33 protein-coding genes are annotated in these 21372 nt (G+C 46.0%); 5 read left to right on the forward strand and 28 right to left on the reverse strand.

Annotated features, from left to right (window positions below; all coding sequences use genetic code 11):
• Positions 1 to 17: 17 nt before the first annotated feature.
• From R7E00_RS11580 to rpmE, 28 genes are all read right to left on the reverse strand, one after another.
• A complete protein-coding gene (locus R7E00_RS11580) occupies positions 18 to 1010 on the reverse strand; it encodes a DNA-directed RNA polymerase subunit alpha (RefSeq protein WP_005383143.1) in 993 nt (330 codons plus the stop codon).
• A 24-nt stretch (positions 1011 to 1034) separates the two neighbouring features.
• Entirely contained in the window at positions 1035 to 1655 is a 621-nt protein-coding gene (gene rpsD / locus R7E00_RS11585; protein WP_005383146.1) for a 30S ribosomal protein S4, read from the reverse strand.
• 27 nt (positions 1656 to 1682) lie between these two features.
• On the reverse strand, positions 1683 to 2072 hold the full coding sequence (gene rpsK, locus R7E00_RS11590; protein WP_001118870.1) for a 30S ribosomal protein S11: 390 nt from the start codon (positions 2070 to 2072) through the stop codon (positions 1683 to 1685).
• Between the two features lie 18 nt (positions 2073 to 2090).
• Positions 2091 to 2447, reverse strand: a complete 357-nt coding sequence (rpsM, locus tag R7E00_RS11595; RefSeq protein ID WP_005383154.1) for a 30S ribosomal protein S13 — start codon at positions 2445 to 2447, stop codon at positions 2091 to 2093.
• Positions 2448 to 2596: 149 nt separating this feature from the next.
• Entirely contained in the window at positions 2597 to 2710 is a 114-nt protein-coding gene (gene rpmJ, locus R7E00_RS11600; protein WP_000868186.1) for a 50S ribosomal protein L36, read from the reverse strand.
• A 38-nt stretch (positions 2711 to 2748) separates the two neighbouring features.
• Positions 2749 to 4083, reverse strand: a complete 1335-nt coding sequence (gene secY, locus R7E00_RS11605; RefSeq protein ID WP_005379562.1) for a preprotein translocase subunit SecY — start codon at positions 4081 to 4083, stop codon at positions 2749 to 2751.
• Between the two features lie 20 nt (positions 4084 to 4103).
• Positions 4104 to 4538, reverse strand: a complete 435-nt coding sequence (gene rplO, locus R7E00_RS11610; protein ID WP_005383155.1) for a 50S ribosomal protein L15 — start codon at positions 4536 to 4538, stop codon at positions 4104 to 4106.
• A 5-nt stretch (positions 4539 to 4543) separates the two neighbouring features.
• Positions 4544 to 4720 carry a 50S ribosomal protein L30 gene (gene rpmD, locus R7E00_RS11615; RefSeq protein WP_005379565.1) on the reverse strand — a complete coding sequence of 59 codons (177 nt, stop codon included), beginning with the start codon at positions 4718 to 4720 and terminating at the stop codon, positions 4544 to 4546.
• Positions 4721 to 4727: 7 nt separating this feature from the next.
• Positions 4728 to 5231 (reverse strand): 30S ribosomal protein S5, encoded by a 504-nt coding sequence (rpsE, locus tag R7E00_RS11620; protein WP_004745894.1) that lies wholly within the window; start codon positions 5229 to 5231, stop codon positions 4728 to 4730.
• 14 nt (positions 5232 to 5245) lie between these two features.
• On the reverse strand, positions 5246 to 5599 hold the full coding sequence (rplR, locus tag R7E00_RS11625) for a 50S ribosomal protein L18 (protein ID WP_005379568.1): 354 nt from the start codon (positions 5597 to 5599) through the stop codon (positions 5246 to 5248).
• Between the two features lie 9 nt (positions 5600 to 5608).
• Positions 5609 to 6142, reverse strand: coding sequence for a 50S ribosomal protein L6 (gene rplF, locus R7E00_RS11630; protein WP_005379570.1), 534 nt, complete (start codon positions 6140 to 6142; stop codon positions 5609 to 5611).
• Between the two features lie 13 nt (positions 6143 to 6155).
• Positions 6156 to 6548, reverse strand: a complete 393-nt coding sequence (gene rpsH, locus R7E00_RS11635) for a 30S ribosomal protein S8 (protein WP_005379572.1) — start codon at positions 6546 to 6548, stop codon at positions 6156 to 6158.
• 29 nt (positions 6549 to 6577) lie between these two features.
• The gene (rpsN, locus tag R7E00_RS11640) at positions 6578 to 6883 is read right to left on the reverse strand and encodes a 30S ribosomal protein S14 (protein ID WP_004410442.1); all 306 of its coding nucleotides are present in this window, start codon (positions 6881 to 6883) and stop codon (positions 6578 to 6580) included.
• Between the two features lie 17 nt (positions 6884 to 6900).
• Positions 6901 to 7440, reverse strand: coding sequence for a 50S ribosomal protein L5 (gene rplE, locus R7E00_RS11645; protein ID WP_005379573.1), 540 nt, complete (start codon positions 7438 to 7440; stop codon positions 6901 to 6903).
• 23 nt (positions 7441 to 7463) lie between these two features.
• A complete protein-coding gene (gene rplX / locus R7E00_RS11650) occupies positions 7464 to 7781 on the reverse strand; it encodes a 50S ribosomal protein L24 (protein ID WP_005379574.1) in 318 nt (105 codons plus the stop codon).
• Between the two features lie 13 nt (positions 7782 to 7794).
• On the reverse strand, positions 7795 to 8166 hold the full coding sequence (rplN, locus tag R7E00_RS11655) for a 50S ribosomal protein L14 (RefSeq protein WP_004410450.1): 372 nt from the start codon (positions 8164 to 8166) through the stop codon (positions 7795 to 7797).
• A gap of 162 nt (positions 8167 to 8328) precedes the next feature.
• Positions 8329 to 8583, reverse strand: coding sequence for a 30S ribosomal protein S17 (gene rpsQ, locus R7E00_RS11660; protein ID WP_005379575.1), 255 nt, complete (start codon positions 8581 to 8583; stop codon positions 8329 to 8331).
• On the reverse strand, positions 8583 to 8774 hold the full coding sequence (gene rpmC, locus R7E00_RS11665; protein WP_005379576.1) for a 50S ribosomal protein L29: 192 nt from the start codon (positions 8772 to 8774) through the stop codon (positions 8583 to 8585). The genes rpsQ and rpmC overlap by 1 nt, the downstream gene beginning before the upstream one ends.
• On the reverse strand, positions 8774 to 9184 hold the full coding sequence (gene rplP, locus R7E00_RS11670) for a 50S ribosomal protein L16 (RefSeq protein ID WP_005379577.1): 411 nt from the start codon (positions 9182 to 9184) through the stop codon (positions 8774 to 8776). The genes rpmC and rplP overlap by 1 nt, the downstream gene beginning before the upstream one ends.
• 11 nt (positions 9185 to 9195) lie before the next feature.
• On the reverse strand, positions 9196 to 9894 hold the full coding sequence (rpsC, locus tag R7E00_RS11675) for a 30S ribosomal protein S3 (RefSeq protein WP_005383161.1): 699 nt from the start codon (positions 9892 to 9894) through the stop codon (positions 9196 to 9198).
• 18 nt (positions 9895 to 9912) lie between these two features.
• The gene (gene rplV, locus R7E00_RS11680; RefSeq protein ID WP_005383164.1) at positions 9913 to 10245 is read right to left on the reverse strand and encodes a 50S ribosomal protein L22; all 333 of its coding nucleotides are present in this window, start codon (positions 10243 to 10245) and stop codon (positions 9913 to 9915) included.
• Between the two features lie 10 nt (positions 10246 to 10255).
• Positions 10256 to 10534, reverse strand: a complete 279-nt coding sequence (gene rpsS, locus R7E00_RS11685; RefSeq protein ID WP_004394525.1) for a 30S ribosomal protein S19 — start codon at positions 10532 to 10534, stop codon at positions 10256 to 10258.
• Between the two features lie 21 nt (positions 10535 to 10555).
• Positions 10556 to 11380 (reverse strand): 50S ribosomal protein L2, encoded by an 825-nt coding sequence (gene rplB / locus R7E00_RS11690; protein ID WP_005383168.1) that lies wholly within the window; start codon positions 11378 to 11380, stop codon positions 10556 to 10558.
• A 15-nt stretch (positions 11381 to 11395) separates the two neighbouring features.
• A complete protein-coding gene (gene rplW / locus R7E00_RS11695) occupies positions 11396 to 11698 on the reverse strand; it encodes a 50S ribosomal protein L23 (protein WP_004398471.1) in 303 nt (100 codons plus the stop codon).
• A complete protein-coding gene (gene rplD / locus R7E00_RS11700) occupies positions 11695 to 12297 on the reverse strand; it encodes a 50S ribosomal protein L4 (protein ID WP_005379556.1) in 603 nt (200 codons plus the stop codon). The genes rplW and rplD overlap by 4 nt, the downstream gene beginning before the upstream one ends.
• A gap of 17 nt (positions 12298 to 12314) precedes the next feature.
• Positions 12315 to 12944 carry a 50S ribosomal protein L3 gene (gene rplC / locus R7E00_RS11705; protein ID WP_005379555.1) on the reverse strand — a complete coding sequence of 210 codons (630 nt, stop codon included), beginning with the start codon at positions 12942 to 12944 and terminating at the stop codon, positions 12315 to 12317.
• A gap of 14 nt (positions 12945 to 12958) precedes the next feature.
• Entirely contained in the window at positions 12959 to 13270 is a 312-nt protein-coding gene (gene rpsJ / locus R7E00_RS11710) for a 30S ribosomal protein S10 (RefSeq protein WP_004410492.1), read from the reverse strand.
• 455 nt (positions 13271 to 13725) lie between these two features.
• A complete protein-coding gene (rpmE, locus tag R7E00_RS11715) occupies positions 13726 to 13947 on the reverse strand; it encodes a 50S ribosomal protein L31 (protein ID WP_005379546.1) in 222 nt (73 codons plus the stop codon).
• Between the two features lie 296 nt (positions 13948 to 14243).
• On the opposite strand from rpmE, the gene priA reads away from it, so the two are divergent.
• From priA to hslU, 5 genes are all read left to right on the forward strand, one after another.
• Positions 14244 to 16448, forward strand: a complete 2205-nt coding sequence (priA, locus tag R7E00_RS11720) for a primosomal protein N' (protein WP_262606267.1) — start codon at positions 14244 to 14246, stop codon at positions 16446 to 16448.
• A gap of 303 nt (positions 16449 to 16751) precedes the next feature.
• Complete coding sequence (gene cytR / locus R7E00_RS11725; protein WP_254901949.1) at positions 16752 to 17780, forward strand: DNA-binding transcriptional regulator CytR; 1029 nt, start codon at positions 16752 to 16754, stop codon at positions 17778 to 17780.
• Positions 17781 to 18006: 226 nt separating this feature from the next.
• Positions 18007 to 18555, forward strand: a complete 549-nt coding sequence (ftsN, locus tag R7E00_RS11730; protein WP_047101882.1) for a cell division protein FtsN — start codon at positions 18007 to 18009, stop codon at positions 18553 to 18555.
• A gap of 115 nt (positions 18556 to 18670) precedes the next feature.
• Positions 18671 to 19222, forward strand: coding sequence for an ATP-dependent protease subunit HslV (gene hslV / locus R7E00_RS11735; protein ID WP_005383176.1), 552 nt, complete (start codon positions 18671 to 18673; stop codon positions 19220 to 19222).
• A 23-nt stretch (positions 19223 to 19245) separates the two neighbouring features.
• Entirely contained in the window at positions 19246 to 20577 is a 1332-nt protein-coding gene (gene hslU, locus R7E00_RS11740) for an HslU--HslV peptidase ATPase subunit (RefSeq protein WP_047101881.1), read from the forward strand.
• Positions 20578 to 21372: the final 795 nt, after the last annotated feature.

Genomic DNA, 21372 nt, shown 5'->3' on the forward strand with positions numbered 1-21372 from the left:
CTTCTAACTAGTATCGATTAATCTTCAGCGATTGATGCAGGTGGCCAGTTTTCTAGGCGCATGCCCAGAGACAGACCACGTGACGCAAGTACGTCTTTAATCTCAGTAAGAGATTTTTTACCAAGGTTAGGCGTTTTAAGTAGCTCAACCTCAGTACGTTGTACTAGATCACCGATGTAGTGAATCGCTTCTGCTTTCAGACAGTTAGCAGAGCGAACTGTTAGTTCAAGATCGTCTACAGGACGCAGTAGGATCGGATCGAATTCTGGCTTCTCTTCCTTCTCCTCAGGAACTCGTACATCACGAAGATCTACGAATGCATCCAATTGTTCAGCTAGGATTGTAGCTGCACGACGGATTGCTTCCTCAGGTTCTAGAGTACCGTTTGTTTCCATATCGATAACAAGCTTGTCTAGATCAGTACGCTGTTCTACACGAGCTGCTTCTACAGCATAGGCAATTTTGTCTACTGGGCTGTAAGTAGCATCTACTAGTAGGCGACCGATAGGACGCTCGTCTTCTTCGTTATGGATACGCGCAGAAGCTGGAACATAACCACGACCACGTTCAACTTTGATACGCATTGCGATCTCAGCGTTGTCATCCGTTAGGTGACAAATTACGTGTTCAGGGTTAGCGATCTCTACATCACCATCATGGGTGATGTCACCTGCAACCACAGGGCCCGAGCCTGATTTGTTCAAAGTAATGAACACTTCATCTTTGCCTTCGGCAACGCGCACAGCCAAACCTTTAAGGTTTAGAAGAATTTCAAGAATATCTTCTTGAACGCCTTCTTTCGTGCTGTACTCATGAAGTACGCCTTCAATTTCTACTTCTGTTACAGCACAACCTGGCATAGAAGATAGAAGGATGCGGCGAAGTGCATTACCCAGAGTATGACCAAAGCCACGCTCTAATGGCTCAAGAGTTACTTTTGCGTGAGTCGAGCTGATTTGTTCGATGTCAACTAGACGTGGCTTAAGAAATTCTGTTACAGAACCCTGCATTGTGTCCTCTCTTTAGTTTAAACCTTACTTAGAGTAAAGCTCGACGATCAATTGTTCGTTGATGTCAGCTGATAGATCAGAACGCTCAGGCATACGCTTGAATGTACCTTCCATCTTGCCACCATCTACTTCAATCCAAGTTGGTTTTTCACGTTGTTCAGCAACTTCTAGAGCTGCTTTGATACGAGCTTGCTGTTTAGCTTTCTCGCGAATAGAAACAACGTCATTAGCCGCTACTTTGAAAGAAGGAACGTTTACAACTTTACCGTTTACTAGGATAGCTTTGTGGCTAACTAGCTGACGTGCTTCTGCGCGAGTTGCGCCAAAGCCCATGCGGTAAACTACGTTATCAAGACGACCTTCAAGAAGCTGAAGTAGGTTTTCACCAGTGTTGCCTTTTAGGCGAGCAGCTTCTTTGTAGTAGTTACGGAATTGTTTTTCTAGAACGCCGTACATACGACGTACTTTTTGCTTCTCACGAAGCTGAACGCCATACTCAGATAGACGACCGCGACGAGCGCCGTGTACACCTGGTGCGTTATCAATTTTACACTTGGTATCGATCGCGCGAACACCAGACTTAAGGAATAAGTCAGTGCCTTCACGACGGCTAAGCTTCAGCTTAGGACCCAAATATCTTGCCATGATTCTTCTCCAATTGTCCTAGAAACGTTATACGCGACGTTTCTTAGGTGGACGACAACCGTTATGAGGGATTGGTGTAGCATCAACGATGTTTGTGATGCGGAAACCAGCGGCGTTTAGTGCACGAACAGTAGATTCGCGACCTGGACCAGGACCCTTAACCATAACTTCCAAGTTCTTTAGGCCGTATTCTTTAGCCATTTCAGCACAACGCTCAGCAGCAACCTGTGCAGCGAACGGAGTAGACTTACGAGAACCACGGAAACCAGAACCACCTGCAGTAGCCCATGCAAGAGCGTTACCTTGACGGTCAGTAATGGTTACGATTGTGTTATTGAAAGAAGCATGGATGTGCGCAACGCCATCTGCAACTTGCTTGCGTACGCGCTTACGAGCGCGAGTTGGTTGTTTAGCCATTGTACTCTACCTTCCCGATTATTTCTTGATCGGCTTACGCGGACCCTTACGGGTGCGAGCGTTGGTTTTAGTACGCTGTCCACGTAGTGGTAGACTGCGACGATGACGAAGACCACGGTAACAGCCAAGGTCCATAAGACGCTTGATGTTCATAGATACTTCACGACGTAGATCACCTTCTACAGTGTACTTAGCTACACCATCACGCAGTTGATCGATCTGCTCTTCAGTTAGTTCACTGATCTTAACATTTTCAGCAATACCCACTTCAGCTAGGATAGCTTGAGAGCGAGTTTTACCGATGCCGTAGATCGCTGTTAGAGCGATTACTGCATGTTTCTGATCAGGAATGTTAATGCCTGCTATACGGGCCATTATTCACTCCTAAGTGTTTCTATAAAAGAATTAGCCGCAGCAAAGCCCGTTATGGATACGCTGCGGAATACTACTTCTTTTGCACGCAAAAGGTAGGCCGAGGAATATACTCGACCCAACCTTCATTTTCAAGTAAAAATTTCTGCTAATTAGCCTTGGCGCTGTTTGTGCTTTGGCTCACTGCAAATCACGCGAACGACACCGTTACGCTTGATTACTTTACAGTTACGGCAGATTTTTTTAACGGAAGCACGAACTTTCATTGCTAAACTCCGTAAATGAAACTGAGTCTACCGCCGGATTAACGGCCGTAGCCTTTCAGATTCGCTTTCTTCAACACAGAATCATACTGTTGAGACATCAGATGAGTCTGTACCTGTGCCATAAAGTCCATAATTACAACAACTACGATTAGTAGCGATGTACCGCCGAAGTAGAAACGTACGTTCCACGCGACCATCATGAACTCGGGAATCAGACAGATAAAGGTAATGTACAGTGCACCAGCAAGGGTTAAACGTGTCATTACTTTATCAATGTATTTCGCTGTCTGCTCACCTGGGCGGATACCGGGTACGAATGCACCAGACTTCTTCAAGTTATCTGCTGTTTCACGCGGGTTGAAAACCAACGCCGTGTAGAAGAAACAGAAGAAGATAATTGCTGCTGCATAAAGCATTACATACAACGGTTGACCAGGGCTAAGAGCCAAAGACACGTCAGTTAACCAACCGAACGCGCTGCTCTCACCGTTTTGACCAAACCACTGAGCCAATGTTCCTGGGAACAAGATAATACTTGATGCAAAAATCGCTGGAATTACACCTGCCATGTTAATTTTAAGAGGCAAGTGCGAGCTTTGCGCAGCAAACACTTTACGACCTTGTTGACGTTTCGCATAGTTAACGACGATTCGGCGTTGACCACGTTCCATGAAAACAACGAAGTAAATTACTGCAAAAGCTAATACCGCGATTAGCAACAGAAGAAGTACATGCAATTCACCTTGACGCGCTTGCTCGATTGTTTGACCGATTGCAGAAGGCAATCCAGCAACAATACCTGCAAAAATCAGTATCGAAATACCGTTACCAATTCCGCGCTCTGTAATTTGTTCACCTAACCACATCAAGAACATGGTACCGGTTACTAAACTTACGGTAGCAATTAGCGTAAACATGGTTTGGTTGATAACAACCAGATTGTCGACCATGTTTGGTAGGCCAGTTGCAATACCTATAGCTTGGAAGGTTGCAAGTACAAGCGTGCCGTAGCGTGTGTATTGGCTTATCTTACGACGGCCTGCTTCACCCTCTTTTTTGAGTTCAGCTAACGCTGGATGAACTACAGTTAGCAATTGGACAACAATAGATGCCGAAATATACGGCATGATGCCCAATGCTAATATAGATGCACGCTCAAGAGCACCACCGGAGAACATGTTAAACATTTCAACGATGGTACCTTTTTGCTGTTCGAACAAATCGGCAAGTACAGCAGCGTCAATACCAGGAATCGGCACAAAAGAGCCGGCTCGGAATACTAAAAGTGCACCAATTACGAATAACAAGCGCGACTTTAGTTCACTTAAGCCGCTCTGAGCACTACGAAAATCTTGTCCTGGTTTCTTAGCCATCTGTACCTCGTTCCTCGAGATTATTCCTCGATTTTACCGCCTGCAGCTTCGATTGCAGCTTTAGCGCCTTTAGTCACACGTAGACCTTTAACAGTCACTGCTTTGTTGATTTCACCAGAAAGAACAACTTTTACAAATTCGATGTTCTTAGTGATGATGTTAGCAGCTTTAAGACTGTTTAGATCAACTACGTCACCAGAAACTTTCGCTAGCTCAGCTAGACGAACTTCAGCAGACACTAGGCTCTTACGAGAAGTGAAACCGAATTTTGGTAGACGTTGTTTCAGAGGCATCTGACCGCCTTCGAAACCTGGACGAACACTGCCGCCAGAACGTGATTTTTGACCTTTGTGACCACGGCCACCAGTTTTACCTAGGCCTGAACCGATACCACGACCTACTCGCTTCGCAGAAGTTTTCGCGCCAGCAGCCGGTGCTAGAGTATTCAAACGCATTCTGATTACTCCTCAACTTTAACCATGTAGTAAACCTTGTTGATCATACCGCGAATACACGGAGTATCTTCAAGTTCTACTGTGTGGTTGATTTTACGAAGACCTAGACCGCGCAAAGTAGCTTTGTGCTTTGGCAGACGACCAATTGAGCTTTTAGTTTGAGTTACTTTAATAGTTGCCATGGTGTTCTTACTCCGAAATAGATTCAACAGTTAGACCACGTTTAGCAGCAACCATTTCTGGTGACTTCATGCTACCTAGTGCATCGATCGTTGCACGAACGATGTTGATAGGGTTCGTAGAACCGTACGCTTTAGATAGTACGTTGTGTACACCAGCAACTTCTAGTACTGCACGCATCGCACCACCTGCGATAACACCAGTACCTTCTGCAGCAGGCTGCATGTAAACTTTAGAGCCCGAATGGCGACCTTTCACTGGGTGGTGAAGAGTGCCTTCGTTTAGAGCGATCGTAGTCATGTTACGACGCGCTTTTTCCATTGCTTTTTGAATCGCTGCAGGTACTTCACGAGCTTTGCCGTAACCGAAACCTACACGACCGTTACCGTCACCAACTACTGTTAGTGCAGTGAAGCTCATGATTCGACCACCTTTAACCGTTTTAGAAACACGGTTAACTGCGATTAGCTTTTCTTGCAAATCATTCGCTTGAACTTGTTGTTCTTTAGCCATCTTCCAACCCTACCTTAGAATTTCAGACCAGCTTCGCGAGCAGATTCTGCTAGCGCCGCTACTCGACCGTGGTATTGGAAACCAGAACGATCAAATGCAACTGCAGTTACGCCCTTCTCTAGAGCGCGCTCAGCAATAGCTTTACCCACTGCTTTAGCTGCATCAACGTTACCAGTGTATTTCACTTGCTCACGGATCGCTTTTTCTACAGTAGAAGCTGCTGCGATAACCTCAGAGCCGTTAGCCGCGATAACCTGTGCGTACACGTGACGAGGAGTACGGTGTACAACTAGGCGAGTCGCACCCAGTTCTGCAATCTTACGACGTGCACGTGTAGCACGACGGATGCGAGATGCTTTCTTATCCATAGTGTTACCTTACTTCTTCTTAGCTTCTTTAGTACGCACATTTTCATCTGCGTAACGAACACCTTTGCCTTTGTATGGCTCAGGCTCACGGTAAGAACGAATGTCAGCCGCAACTTGACCAACTAGTTGCTTGTCAGCACCAGTGATCACGATTTCAGTTTGGCTTGGACATTCAGCTTTAATACCCGCTGGCAACTCGTGCTCAACTGGGTGTGAGAAGCCTAGTGTTAGACCTACAGCGTTGCCTTTGATAGCAGCACGGTAACCTACACCTTTAAGAGTTAGCTTCTTAGTAAAGCCTTCAGTAACACCAACAACCATGTTGTTAACTAGAGCGCGAGCAGTACCTGCTTGAGCCCATGCGTTAGCAACACCTTCTTTAGGACCGAAAGTCAGGTTATTTTCTTCCTGAGCGATTACAACTGCGTTGTTAAGAACGCGAGTTAGTTCGCCTTTCGCACCTTTTACAGTGATTTCTTGGCCGTTTAGTTTCACCTCTACGCCAGCTGGAATAGCGACAGGTGCTTTTGCAACACGAGACATAGTCTACTCCTTATTAAGCTACGTAAGCGATGATTTCACCACCAAGACCTGCTTTACGTGCAGCGCGGTCTGACATAAGACCCTTGGAAGTAGAAACGATAGCAATACCAAGACCACCCATTACAGAAGGAAGTTCATCTTTCTTCTTGTAAACACGTAGACCTGGACGAGAAACACGTTTAAGTTGCTCGATTACTGGTTTAGCTTGGAAGTACTTAAGTGTGACTTCTAGCTCAGGTTTTGCTTCGCCTTCAACAGCGAAGTCAACGATGTAACCTTCAGCTTTTAGTAGTGCAGCAATTGCAACTTTAAGCTTTGAAGAAGGCATTTTTACAGCAACTTTGTTTGCTGCCTGACCGTTACGAACGCGGGTCAGCATATCCGAAATCGGATCTTGCATGCTCATATGATTTACTCCAAATGATTAAGTGGCAATTACCAGCTAGCCTTACGAAGACCCGGAATCTCGCCTTTCATGCAAGCTTCACGAACCTTAATACGGCTTAGACCGAACTTACGTAGGTAACCGTGTGGACGACCAGTTTGGTTGCAACGGTTGCGCTGACGTGATGCACTTGAATCACGTGGAAGAGATTGCAGTGTAAGAACCGCGTTCCAACGATCTTCTTCAGATGCGTTTACATCGCTGATGATAGCTTTTAGCGCTGCACGCTTTTCAGCGAACTTAGCTACTAGCTTCGCACGTTTTGCTTCACGTGCTTTCATTGAATTTTTAGCCATAACAGTAACCCTTCACCTTACTTACGGAATGGGAAGTTAAAGGCAGCCAGCAGAGCACGGCCTTCCTCATCAGTACCAGCAGACGTCGTAATAGTGATGTCTAGACCGCGTACTCGATCAACTTTATCAAAGTCGATTTCCGGGAAGATGATTTGCTCGCGAACGCCCATGCTGTAGTTACCGCGACCGTCAAAAGACTTAGCGCTAACACCACGGAAGTCACGTACACGTGGAAGAGCGATGTTAATTAAACGCTCAAGAAAATCCCACATACGTTCGCCACGCAAGGTTACTTTACAACCGATAGGGTAGCCTTCACGGATTTTGAAACCTGCAACAGATTTGCGCGCTTTTGTGATAAGTGGCTTTTGACCAGAGATCGTTGCCATATCAGACGCTGCATTTTCTAGCAGTTTCTTATCGTTGATTGCTTCACCAACACCCATGTTTAGGGTGATTTTCTCGATTCTAGGGACTTGCATGACGCTTGTGTAACCGAACTGTTTGGTCAGTTCAGCGACTACAGACGACTTGTAGTAATCATGCAGTTTCGCCATAGTAGAACTCCAAATTACTTCTATTAGTTAGAAACGGTTTCGCCGTTAGACTTGAAGAAACGAACTTTTTTGCCGTCTTCAAAACGGAAACCGATACGGTCAGCTTTACCAGTAGCTGCGTTAAAGATAGCCACGTTAGAAACGTCGATAGCTGCTTCTTGCTCTACGATACCGCCTTGGATACCCATAGCTGGAACAGGTTTCTGATGTTTCTTAACTAGGTTGATACCTTCAACGATAACTTTACCAGTTGCTAGAACCTTAGTTACTTTACCTTTCTTGCCTTTGTCTTTACCAGCAAGAACGATTACTTCGTCATTACGACGGATTTTAGCTGCCATTTCTACGTGCTCCTTACAGAACTTCTGGAGCCAGTGAAACGATCTTCATGAACTTATCGCCACGAAGTTCGCGTGTCACAGGACCAAAGATACGTGTACCGATTGGTTGCTCAGTATTGTCGTTTAGCAATACGCAAGCATTTCGGTCGAAGCGAATGACAGAACCGTCAGGACGACGTACGCCTTTACGGGTGCGCACTACCACCGCCTTCAGAACATCACCTTTTTTAACTTTACCGCGAGGGATTGCTTCCTTCACAGTAACTTTGATGACGTCACCGATATGTGCATAACGGCGGTGAGAGCCACCCAGAACCTTAATACACATTACGCTGCGTGCGCCTGAGTTATCAGCTGCGTCCAGCATACTTTGCATTTGGATCATGTTAGTGCTCCGCTAAATATTAATAACTAGACCCATCACGGGTCGGGCTGCCTCTTTAAAAGGGACGCGAATTGTACCACCCTTTTTTGTGATTGGGTAGTCAAAAAATAAACGGCTCCAAAAATATTTTGGAGCCGCTTTAGTTTCATAGAATTAACGAGATTAAATCTTCGCCTTTTCTAGAACTTTTACCAAAGTCCAAGACTTAGTCTTAGACAGTGGACGACACTCTGCGATTTCAACTGTGTCGCCTAGGCCACACTCGTTGTTCTCGTCATGTGCGTGTACTTTAGTCGTACGTTTTACGTATTTACCGTAGATTGGGTGTTTTACGAAACGTTCGATAGCAACAGTGATAGACTTGTCCATCTTGTCGCTAACAACACGACCTTGTTGAGTACGTTTTACTTCGCTCATTATGCGCCTGCCTTCTCAGTCAAAACAGTTTTCACACGTGCGATATCACGGCGTACAGCTTTCAGAGTATGAGTTTGCTGTAGTTGACCAGTCGCAGCTTGCATGCGCAAGTTGAACTGTTCGCGTAGCAAATTCATTAGCTCAGCGTTAAGCTCTTCAACGCTTTTCTCGCGTAGATCTTGTGCTTTCATCACATCACCTGCTTAGTTACAAATGTAGTTTTGAAAGGCAGTTTACGTGCCGCAAGACGGAACGCTTCACGTGCCAATTCTTCAGGTACACCACCCATTTCGTACATAACCTTACCAGGTTGGATTTGGGCTACCCAGTACTCAACGTTACCTTTACCCTTACCTTGACGAACTTCAAGTGGTTTTTCTGTGATTGGTTTGTCTGGGAACACACGGATCCAGATTTTACCTTGACGCTTAACGTGACGTGTCATTGCACGACGTGCCGCTTCGATTTGACGAGCAGTTAGACGACCACGGCCAACAGCTTTAAGACCGAATTCGCCGAAGCTTACATCAGTACCTTTAGCTAGACCACGGTTACGACCAGTCTGAACCTTACGGAACTTAGTACGTTTAGGTTGTAGCATCTGTCGACTCCTTACTTACGGCCTTTACGCTGCTTCTTAGGCTTGTCGCCTTTAGGCTCTACAGCGTTAGCTGCTGGCATACCACCTAGGATTTCACCTTTGAAGATCCAAGTTTTAATGCCGATCACACCGTATTGAGTGTGAGCCGAAGAAGTTGCGTAATCAATGTCAGCACGTAGAGTGTGTAGAGGCACACGGCCTTCACGGTACCACTCTGAACGTGCGATTTCAGCGCCGCCTAGACGACCGCTTACTTCCACTTTGATACCTTTAGCGCCTAGGCGCATTGCGTTTTGTACTGCGCGCTTCATAGCACGACGGAACATAACACGACGCTCTAGCTGAGACGCGATGCTGTCACCAACAAGTTGCGCATCTAGTTCAGGCTTACGTACTTCAGCGATGTTAATTTGCGCTGGTACACCTGCAATTTTAGCTACAGCTGCGCGTAGCTTCTCAACGTCTTCACCTTTCTTACCGATAACAACGCCTGGACGAGCAGTGTGAATAGTCACACGGATGCTCTTAGCAGGACGCTCGATAACGATACGTGATAGAGACGCTTTTTTCAGTTCACTTGTAAGGAACTGACGTACCTTGAAGTCGCCGTCTAGGTTGTCAGCGAAATCTTTGGTGTTAGCAAACCATGTAGCATTCCAAGGCTTAACGATGCCTAGACGAATACCATTTGGATGTACTTTTTGACCCATTGCTTACTCTCCTAGTCTCTAGCGATCTGCTACAACAACAGTGATGTGGCTTGAACGCTTCAAGATACGATCCGCACGACCTTTAGCACGAGGCATAATACGCTTCATGGTTGGGCCTTCATCTACAAAGATTTTTGCGACATTCAGATCGTCAATATCTGCACCTTCGTTGTGCTCCGCGTTAGCGATAGCAGACTCTAGAACTTTCTTAACTAGTGCAGCAGCTTTTTTGTTGCTGAACGTTAGGATTTCTAGAGCTTGGTCAACAGATTTACCACGGATTAGATCCGCAACTAAGCGAGCTTTCTGAGGCGAAATGCGAGCAAAGTTATGTTTAGCAATTGCTTCCATTATCTACTCCTTAGCGCTTCTTAGCTTTCTTATCCGCAGCGTGACCGCGGTAAGTACGTGTTGGTGCGAATTCACCCAGTTTGTGACCGATCATTTCATCAGTTACAAATACTGGTACGTGCTGACGACCATTATGGACAGCGATGGTCAAACCGATCATCGTAGGGATGATCATTGAACGACGGGACCAAGTCTTAATAGGCTTTTTGTCTCCGCTTTCCACCGCTTTCTCTACCTTCTTCAGCAAGTGTAGGTCAATAAAAGGACCTTTCTTGAGAGAACGTGGCATGGCGATTCCTCTTTATATAGATTACTTGTTACGACGACGTACGATGTACTTGTCAGTGCGTTTGTTCTTACGAGTCTTGAAGCCTTTAGTAGGCATACCCCAAGGAGATACTGGGTGACGACCACCAGAAGTACGACCTTCACCACCACCATGTGGGTGGTCAATCGGGTTCATTACAACACCACGAACCGTTGGACGGATACCGCGATGACGTGATGCACCTGCTTTACCAAGTTCACGTAGCATGTGCTCAGAGTTACCAACTTCACCGATTGTTGCACGGCCTTCAGAAAGAACTTTGCGCATCTCGCCAGAACGTAGACGGATAGTTACGTACGCACCGTCGCGAGCAACGATTTGAGCGTAAGCACCAGCCGAACGAGCTAGCTGACCACCTTTACCAGGCTTAAGTTCAACGTTATGTACTGTTGAACCTACTGGGATATTACGCATTGGTAGAGTGTTACCAGCTTTGATTGGTGCATCAACACCAGACTGAATAACATCACCAGCTACAACACCTTTAGGTGCTAGGATGTAGCGACGCTCACCGTCTTTGTAAAGAACTAGAGCAATGTTTGCGCTACGGTTTGGATCGTATTCAAGACGCTCAACTGTCGCTGGAATACCATCTTTAGTACGTTTGAAGTCAACTACACGGTAGTGGTGCTTGTGACCACCGCCGATGTGACGTACTGTGATACGACCCTTGTTGTTACGACCACCGTTCTTAGAGTTTTTCTCTAGAAGAGGTGCGTATGGCTTGCCCTTGTGTAGGTCAGCGTTAACAACTTTAACAACGTGACGACGACCAGGGGAAGTCGGCTTACATTTAACAATAGCCATTTTTAACTACTCCTGTTATTCCGCGCCGCCAACGAAGTCAAGATCTTGACCTTCTTTCAAAGTAACGTACGCTTTCTTAACGTCGCTGCGGCGACCTTGGCGTAGACCTTGACGTTTGGTCTTACCCTTAGTGATAAGAGTATTTACAGACTTAACTTCAACTTCAAATAGCTTTTCTACAGCTGCTTTGATCTCTTTTTTAGTCGCATCTTTAGCTACTTTGAAAACGATAGTGTTCGCTTTCTCAGCTGCCATAGTTGCTTTTTCAGAGATGTGCGGTGCACGTAGAACTTTTAGGATACGCTCTTCAGTGATCATGCTAGCATTTCCTCTACTTGCTTAACTGCTTCTGCAGTCATTACAACTTTGTCAAACGCGATTAGAGATACTGGATCGATACCAGCAACATCACGTGCGTCAACTTTGTATAGGTTACGAGCAGCTAGGAATAGATTCTCATCTACTTCGCTAGTCACGATTAGAGCGTCAGTTAGCTCAAGCTCTTTAAGCTTAGCAACTAGCTCTTTAGTCTTTGGTGCTTCAACTGAGAAGTTATCAACAACGATTAGACGCTCTTGACGAACAAGCTCAGAAAGAATGCTCTTCATAGCACCACGGTACATTTTTTTGTTTACTTTTTGGCTGTGATCTTGTGGTTTCGCAGCAAAAGTAACACCACCTGTACGCCAGATTGGGCTACGGATTGTACCAGCACGCGCACGGCCAGTACCTTTTTGACGCCATGGCTTAGCGCCACCGCCAGAAACTTCTGAACGTGTTTTTTGAGCACGAGTACCTTGACGAGCACCTGCTGCGTACGCAACAACTACTTGGTGTACAAGAGCTTCGTTAAACTCACGTCCGAAAGTAGTTTCGGAAACAGTTAGTGCATCGGCACCTTTAACCATTAGTTCCATTACTTACTCCTGAGACGTTATGCTTTAACAGCTGGTTTAACGATCACGTTGCCGCCAGTTGCGCCTGGGACTGCACCTTTAATAAGAAGCAGGTTGCGCTCAGCGTCAACACGTACGATCTCTAGGTTTTGAGTCGTTACACGCTCAGCACCCATGTGACCTGCCATTTTCTTGCCTTTAAATACGCGACCTGGAGTCTGACATTGACCGATAGAACCAGGAGCACGGTGAGACAATGAGTTACCGTGAGTCATATCTTGAGTACGGAAGTTCCAACGCTTAACAGCGCCTTGGAAACCTTTACCCTTAGATGTACCAGTAACGTCTACTTTCTTAGTTTCGTTGAATAGTTCAACAGTTAGTTCTGAACCAACTTCGAACTCTTCGCCGTTTTCTAAACGGAATTCCCAAAGACCGCGACCAGCTTCAACGCCAGCTTTAGCAAAGTGACCTGCTTCAGCTTTGTTTACGCGGTTAGCTTTCTTAGAACCAGCTGTAACCTGGATTGCTGCGTAGCCGTCAGTTTCAAGAGTTTTCACTTGAGAAACACGGTTAGCTTCAACCTCAACAACTGTTACTGGGATAGAAACGCCTTCTTCAGTAAATACGCGGGTCATGCCCACTTTACGACCGATTAGACCAATCATACTTCTAATCTCCCTTAACCTAGGCTAATTTGAACGTCAACGCCCGCAGCAAGGTCTAGACGCATTAGAGCATCAACAGTCTTGTCTGTTGGCTCAACGATGTCGATTAGACGCTTGTGAGTACGGATTTCGTACTGGTCACGTGCTTTCTTGTTAACGTGTGGAGAGATAAGAACTGTGAAACGCTCTTTACGAGTTGGCAGTGGGATTGGACCACGAACCTGTGCGCCAGTGCGCTTAGCTGTTTCAACGATTTCCGCTGTAGAAGCATCGATTAGTTTGTAATCGAAAGCTTTTAGGCGGATACGGATACGTTGGTTCTGCATGAGACAGAGCTCCAAATTTAATAAATTACACAAACAATATCGCCACTCAAACTCGTCAAGACGAGAGAATGCCGATTGATTTATGTGAAACCGTAGCATCCAAGATTAGGACGCATTGTCAGTTAATTTTCGATTAACTATCCCTATATGCCAAAGTCACCTTTGAGGATAGTTTTTCCGAAGAAAAGATAGCTAATTGTATTAACCGCGAACATAAGCTGAGTATACATTACCTCGCAAATCCTTAGATTTGCTCGCTCCTCACTGCTCATTGGTTCACAACTGGCTTAACCAGTGCGCTGCATTATACAGATCACACTTTAGGTTGCAAGCGCTGAGTGAAAAATAATCGGGAATATTCCAAACCCTATACATCCCTCTTCGCTTGGTAGCCATTAAACAAAAAGGACGCCGAAGCGTCCTTTTCTAAACTGTAATCGTAATAGCGGCTGCTATTATTTCTTACCGCTTGATAGTGCACCGAAACGCTTGTTGAAGCGATCAACACGGCCGCCTGTATCAACGATACGTTGCTTACCAGTGTAGAATGGGTGACACTTGTCACATACGTCTAGGTGGATAGACTCTTTACCTAGAGTAGAGTTGAACTCAAAAGAGTTGCCGCAAGAACAAGTCGCTTTTACTGCTTTGTATTCTGGGTGGATACCAGCTTTCATGGGATAACCTCAATAGTAGGCCGTGTCGCTATACGAATCTAAGCCGCACACCACACGCAATTAATAATAAAATGGGATACCGCATCAACTAATTGCCGACGCCATATCTCAAGGCGCGATATAGTAAAGAATCACATTGCTCGGATCAACACATTTGGCAACTTTTTCGCCACTTTTTTAGCCAGACTAATCATAGAGGCACGATTCACGCTGAATCGCATTGCTTTACTCGAATTTCCATACCGATTTTAATAGACTCTCATTTCCTTTCCCTCTTTTTTAATAGCTAAGAATTTATGCGTCCAACCATTGCTAGAGTGGCATTACCCGTTCCGCTCGACAAACAATTTGATTACGCCATTCCGGGGCACCTGTTTCCGAGCATTGGTGGACGCGTTTCCGTACCTTTTGGACGCCAAACGTTAGTTGGCATCGTCACCGCGATGGTTAATCACTCGGACTTTCCCAAAGATCAACTCAAGCCAATCAAAGCAGTTCTTGATTCTCAGCCGATATGGTCTGAAAAGCTTTATTCGTTGCTGACTTGGTGCAGCCAGTTCTACCAATACCCACTTGGAGATACGCTACACAATGCGATGCCAGCAGCTCTACGTAAAGGAAAGCCTGCAGATTTTGCGACGCTACAAGAGTGGCAAATTACCGAATCCGGTAAAGACAAGCTGATGCAAGGGCTTGATCGTCGAGCGGTCAAACAACAGAAGGTCTTGCAAATGTTGGTTAACGGCGCTTTGCCTCACCAGGAATTTGTCGACCAAGAGATAGCCTCAACAGTACTAAAGTCTTTAGAAGAGAAAGGCTGGATTGAACGTATCGAGAAGAAGCCTGTAATCACCCAGTGGGGACAGCACGTTGAATGCGACGTCGAAAAGCCAAAGCTCAACCACGAACAAGCGCTGGCTATTGCGAGTGTAAATAGCCAAACAGGTTTTGCCTCCTATTTATTAGAAGGCGTCACGGGCTCAGGTAAGACAGAAGTGTACCTCAACCTTATCAAGCCAGTTTTAGAGCAAGGGAAACAAGCCTTGGTTTTAGTACCAGAGATTGGCTTAACGCCCCAAACCATCAACCGCTTTAAACGCCGTTTTAATGTGCCAGTTGACGTCATCCACTCCGGGTTAAACGAGACGGAGCGTCTGAATGCGTGGCTTTCTGCACGCGACAAAGCGGCCGGAATCATTATCGGCACACGCTCTGCCCTACTCGCGCCTTTTGCTGATCTCGGGATTATCATTGTGGACGAGGAACATGACACCTCTTACAAACAGCAAGATAGCTTGCGTTATCATGCACGCGATGTTGCTGTAATGCGCGCTCATAAAGAACAAGTTCCGATTGTTCTGGGCTCAGCCACACCTGCACTGGAGACATTGCACAATGCCTTGTCAGGCAAGTATCACCATTTAACACTAACCCAACGAGCTGGCTCTGCCGTACCAACCACCAATAAAGTGTTAGATGTAAAAGGTCAGTATTTAGAAAGTGGCTTATCTGCCCAACTGATTGCCGAGATGCGCAAGCATTTAAAAGCGGGCAATCAAGTAATGTTGTTTCTTAACCGTCGAGGCTTTTCGCCCGCTTTGATGTGCCATGAATGCGGTTGGATTGCAGAATGTAAACGCTGTGATGCGTACTATACGTTCCACCATTACAGCAACGAAATACGCTGCCATCACTGCGGCTCACAACAACCGGTGATTCATCAATGTCAGGGGTGTGGTTCAACCCAATTGGTTACCGTCGGCGTAGGAACGGAACAACTCGAACAACAATTGGCTCAGTTATTTCCAGAATACAACGCCATTCGCATCGACAGAGACAGCACACGCCGCAAAGGTAGTTTGGAAGATGCCCTTGAATCGATTCGTAAAGGTGAACATCAAATTCTGATTGGCACCCAAATGCTGGCTAAGGGGCACCATTTTCCAAATGTAACGCTCGTTGCTCTTTTGGATGTTGATGGCTCTCTTTATAGTAGTGACTTCCGCGCTTCCGAGCGACTAGCGCAGTTGTTTATTCAAGTCGCAGGTCGTGCCGGCCGCGCAAGTAAACCTGGCGAGGTTATCCTACAAACCCACCATCCTGAGCACAGCTTGCTGCAGGCCCTACTTCAAAAAGACTATCGCCACTTTGCTATGACTGCTCTGGAAGAACGCAAACTGGCTCAGCTTCCGCCTTATAGTTTCTTGACTCTGTTTAAAGCAGAGGCGAACCAAAGTGAGGTAGTTGAAGACTTCCTGCGTCAGGTTCGCTTTACGTTAGAGTCACACCCTCTGTTCGATGATTCCTGCATGGTGTTAGGCCCAACTCCTTCACCTTTGGCCAAGCGGGCTGGTAAATACCGTTGGCAACTATTACTGCAAACTCAGCATCGTTCATTGATGCAAAAGTTATTAACCAGTGCCAAACCTGCTATTGAGTTGTTGCCAAATGCTAAGAAAGTGCGCTGGAATTTAGACATAGAACCACAAGATCTCAGCTAGCAAACGTTTAACTATGTAATGAATTACCATTTAATGTGACCAGTATCACACCAAGATTACAATTTTTGTTAAACAGACCGTAACTTTCACTTTAGAAATGAATAGACTATCCAAATTAGAAAAGTCTAAAGTGACTTGTTTGCACAGGCTTAGATTAAAACAATGACTATTCCCACAAATTGATATCGCGGTGAAGAATCCATTTTCCCACTCGTTAACACGAACTGAGCGAAGAGCAAACACAGCTCTAACTCGGTTTGATTACTCTGATTTCAAACCGGAATAACGTCATCTTGGCAAAAAATAAATGAGAGGTTAAAAACTATGGCGACAATGAAGGATGTTGCCCAGCTTGCGGGAGTGTCTACGGCTACGGTATCTCGAGCCTTAATGAATCCAGAGAAAGTCTCTTCTTCTACAAGAAAGAGAGTAGAAGATGCCGTACTTGAAGCGGGTTATTCTCCAAACTCATTAGCGCGTAACTTACGTAGAAACGAATCAAAAACCATTGTTACTATCGTTCCCGACATCTGTGATCCTTATTTTTCTGAAATTATTCGCGGTATTGAAGATGCAGCCATGGAACATGGCTATCTAGTCCTGTTGGGTGATAGCGGACAACAGAAGAAACGCGAAAGCTCTTTCGTTAACCTCGTATTTACTAAGCAGGCAGATGGAATGCTACTGCTTGGTACAGATCTACCATTCGATGTCAGTAAGCCAGAGCAAAAGAACTTACCTCCGATGGTAATGGCGTGTGAATTTGCGCCTGAACTCGAGCTTCCGACAGTACATATTGATAACCTGACCTCAGCATTTGAAGCGGTGAATTACCTGACCCAATTAGGTCATAAACGCATTGCTCAAATCTCTGGACCAGATACAGCAATATTGTGTCAATTCCGCCAGCAAGGCTACCAACAAGCCCTGCGCCGTGCCGGCATCAATAAAGATCCGCAATATAGTGTCATTACTGAGTTCTCTTTTGATGGCGGAGCAAAAGCCGTTCGTAAACTGCTCGAATTGCCAGAACCACCAACGGCTATTTTCTGTCACTGTGACACAATGGCCATCGGCGCAATTCAAGAAGCGAAAAAGCTTGGCTTACGAGTACCGCAAGATCTCTCTGTTGTGGGCTTTGATGACATTAACTTCGCTCAGTACTGCGATCCACCGTTGACCACCATCTCTCAACCTCGCTATGAGATTGGTCGACAAGCGATGCTAATGATGCTCGAGATGTTAAAAGGCCACGACGTGCATTCAGGCTCACGTCTGCTTGAAACTAATCTCGTCATTCGTGGAAGTGCAGCGCCACCACAGCGCCCTTAACCTAAAGATTAGGTATTCATCCCCAAAGCGGTGCTAAGGCGCCGCTTTTTTTATTTACCCCTCCTGCTTTTTGTGTATCCCTGAATAAATGTAAGTGAGAACGGAAACACACTCCTACACTCGGGCGTTGTCGCGCTTTAGCTATCAAGATTCTATCAATAGGGTGTTTTCTCAACTCGTTCTGGATTAACATATTTGCAAGAATCCTTGATGACCAGAAATAACCGTGGCAAATAGAGATTATGTAAGACGAGGGCGAGGCGCCCCAAAAAAGTCGACAAAAAAACAGCCGCCGAAAAGAAAAAAACCTTGGCGCAGTGGCCTGCTCGCTATCTTGCTCGTGGGCGGTTTTGGCTATGGTCTTTACCTTTTGAGTAGTGACCCAGAACCTAAACAACCAGTCGTGAAGCAGCCAACAACCACTGTAAGCAAACCAAAGCCGAAAAAAGACTTGCCGCCACCACCAGAAGAAAAATGGGAATATGTTGAGTCACTACCGAAACGTGAAGTTGAAGTTGTGGCCAAAGAAATTGAAGTTTCTAAAATTCCTTACATCATGCAGTGTGGCGCGTACAAAACCCAGGCACAAGCCGAAGAGCGTAAGCTTGCAATCGCGTTCCAAGGGATGTCGAGCAAGATTCGTAAGAAAGAAGGCAGTTCATGGTATCGCGTGGTGCTAGGTCCGTATAAGTTCAAACGTGATGCAGAACGTGACCGTCATAAACTGCAACGCGCGAAAATCGAGCCGTGTGCGATTTGGAAAGAAAATCTTTAAACTCAGGCTCTAGGAGCTAAGATCCTAGGGCCTTTCTTTTTGCCCCCTTGAATCCCCATTTCTCCTCCCCCATATACTGAATTAAATCCAAAGAGAAATAATCAAGAGGTCGACTGTGACTACCATTGTATCTGTACGTCGAAATAATAAAGTCGTCATCGCGGGTGATGGCCAAGTATCTCTAGGCAATACCGTAATGAAAGGTAATGCGCGCAAAGTTCGCCGCCTGTACAACAACCAAGTACTAGCGGGCTTTGCTGGCGGTACTGCGGATGCCTTCACCCTTTTTGAGCGCTTCGAAAGCAAACTGCAAATGCACCAAGGTCACCTAACCAAAGCGGCAGTTGAGCTAGCTAAAGACTGGCGTAGCGATCGTGCTTTGCGCAAGCTCGAAGCCTTACTTGCCGTTGCCGACGAAACCGCATCGTTAATCATTACCGGTAATGGTGATGTCGTACAGCCAGAACATGACCTGATTGCGATTGGCTCTGGTGGTGCTTACGCACAAGCTGCCGCAACCGCCCTACTAGAAAACACAGATCTAGATGCTCGTGAGATCGCGGAAAAAGCTCTCAATATCGCGGGTGATATTTGTGTCTTCACTAACCATCACCACACGGTAGAAGAGCTAGACTCAACAGTAGAGCCTGAAAAACCAACCGCGTAATCGTAACGAAGTAAGGAAAGAATATGTCTGAAATGACGCCTCGCGAAATCGTTCATGAATTGAACCGCCACATTATCGGTCAAGAAAAAGCCAAGCGTTCGGTTGCGATTGCACTTCGTAACCGCTGGCGCCGCATGCAGCTTGAAGAAAGCTTGCGTGCCGAAGTGACGCCAAAAAACATCTTGATGATTGGTCCTACTGGTGTTGGTAAGACTGAAATCGCACGACGCCTCGCAAAACTGGCAAATGCCCCTTTCATCAAAGTTGAAGCGACAAAATTCACCGAAGTGGGTTACGTTGGTAAAGAAGTTGAAACCATCATCCGTGACCTAACAGATGTCGCTGTGAAAATGACGCATCAACAAGCGATGGAGAAAGTGAAATTCCGCGCAGAAGAGCAAGCGGAAGAACGTATTCTTGATGCGCTACTGCCACCAGCACGTGATAGTTGGGGTCAAGCAGAGCAAACGGAAGAGTCTTCTCACACTCGCCAGATCTTCCGTAAGAAACTGCGTGAAGGCCAACTAGACGATAAAGAAATTGAAATCGACGTAGCCGCACCGCAGATGGGCGTAGAGATCATGGCGCCTCCTGGTATGGAAGAGATGACTAACCAGCTGCAAGGCATGTTCCAAAACCTGGCAGGCGACACTAAGAAAAAACGTAAGCTGAAAATCAAAGACGCAATGAAAGCGTTAGCGGAAGAAGAAGCGGCGAAACTGGTAAACCAAGAAGAGCTAAAAGAAGCAGCGATTTTCAACGTTGAAAACAACGGCATCGTATTTATCGATGAGATCGACAAGATCTGTAAACGCGGCGAGAGCTCAGGCCCAGACGTTTCACGCGAAGGTGTTCAGCGCGACCTACTTCCATTGATTGAAGGCAGCACGGTATCAACCAAGCACGGCATGGTAAAAACAGACCACATTCTGTTTGTTGCATCTGGTGCATTCCAAGTGGCAAAACCATCTGACTTGATCCCAGAATTGCAAGGCCGTCTACCAATTCGTGTTGAGCTAGAAGCACTAAGCAGCAACGACTTCAAACGCATTCTGACAGAACCAAAAGCCTCTCTAACAGAGCAGTACGTTGCATTGATGAAAACGGAAGATGTGGACATCGAATTCACAGAAGACGGCATCACGCAAATCGCGGAAGCGGCATGGACGGTCAACGAAAGCACAGAAAACATCGGTGCTCGTCGCTTACACACCGTTATGGAACGCTTAATGGATGAAATCTCTTACGACGCAGCGGAGCAATCTGGCGCTAAATTCGTTATTAATTCCGCTTATGTGAAAGAGCGCCTAGGCGACACGATTGAAGATGAAGATCTAAGCCGCTTTATTCTTTAACCGCAATCTATCCCACCAAAGCCCAGAACCTTGTTTCTGGGCTTTTTGTATAGAATGACGACCACTGTGACAACACCTAAATCAAAAGATCTCGTCATTCTAGCGAGCTCAAGCGAGACTAAGAATCTGCTAACAGCAAACGCCTTTCTTTCCAACTCACCTTCACCACTGCACAATCGGATGATCGATTCTGAATCACCTCGTTCCTGGCTGTTCAGAATGACGGTGACTTAGACAACATCTAGATCAAAAGCTCTCGTCATTCTAGCGAGATCCAGCGAGACTAAGAGTCTGCTAACAGCAGACGCCTATTCTTTCCCACTCACCTTCACCACTGCACAACAGGACGATAGATTCTGAATCACACTCGTTCCTCGTTGCTCAGAATGACGGTGACTTTGACAACATCTAAATCAAAAGACCTGGTCATTCTAGCGAGCTCAAGCGAGACTAAGACTCAGCTAACAGCAAGCTCCTATTCTTTCCCAATCACCTTAACCACGGCACTATTGGGACGATAGATTCTGAATCACACTCGCTCCTCGCTGTTCAGAATGACGGTGACTTAGACAACATCTAAATCAAAAGACCTGGTCATTCTAGCGAGCTCAAGCGAGACTAAGAATCTGCTAACAGCAGACGCCTTTCTTTCCCACTCACCTTCATCACTGCACAACCGGACGATAGATTCTGAATCGCCCTTTGACTTCTAGTTGAGTTGTTTTAGGTCAATAGCGTATCTGCCTCTTTGTGCTTATACTGGGCACATTGGTTACTAGCACGAAATTTCCATGA

It is taken from the genome of Vibrio sp. Vb1755 (assembly GCF_033338635.1).
GTDB classification, from domain to species: Bacteria; Pseudomonadota; Gammaproteobacteria; order Enterobacterales; family Vibrionaceae; genus Vibrio; species Vibrio alginolyticus.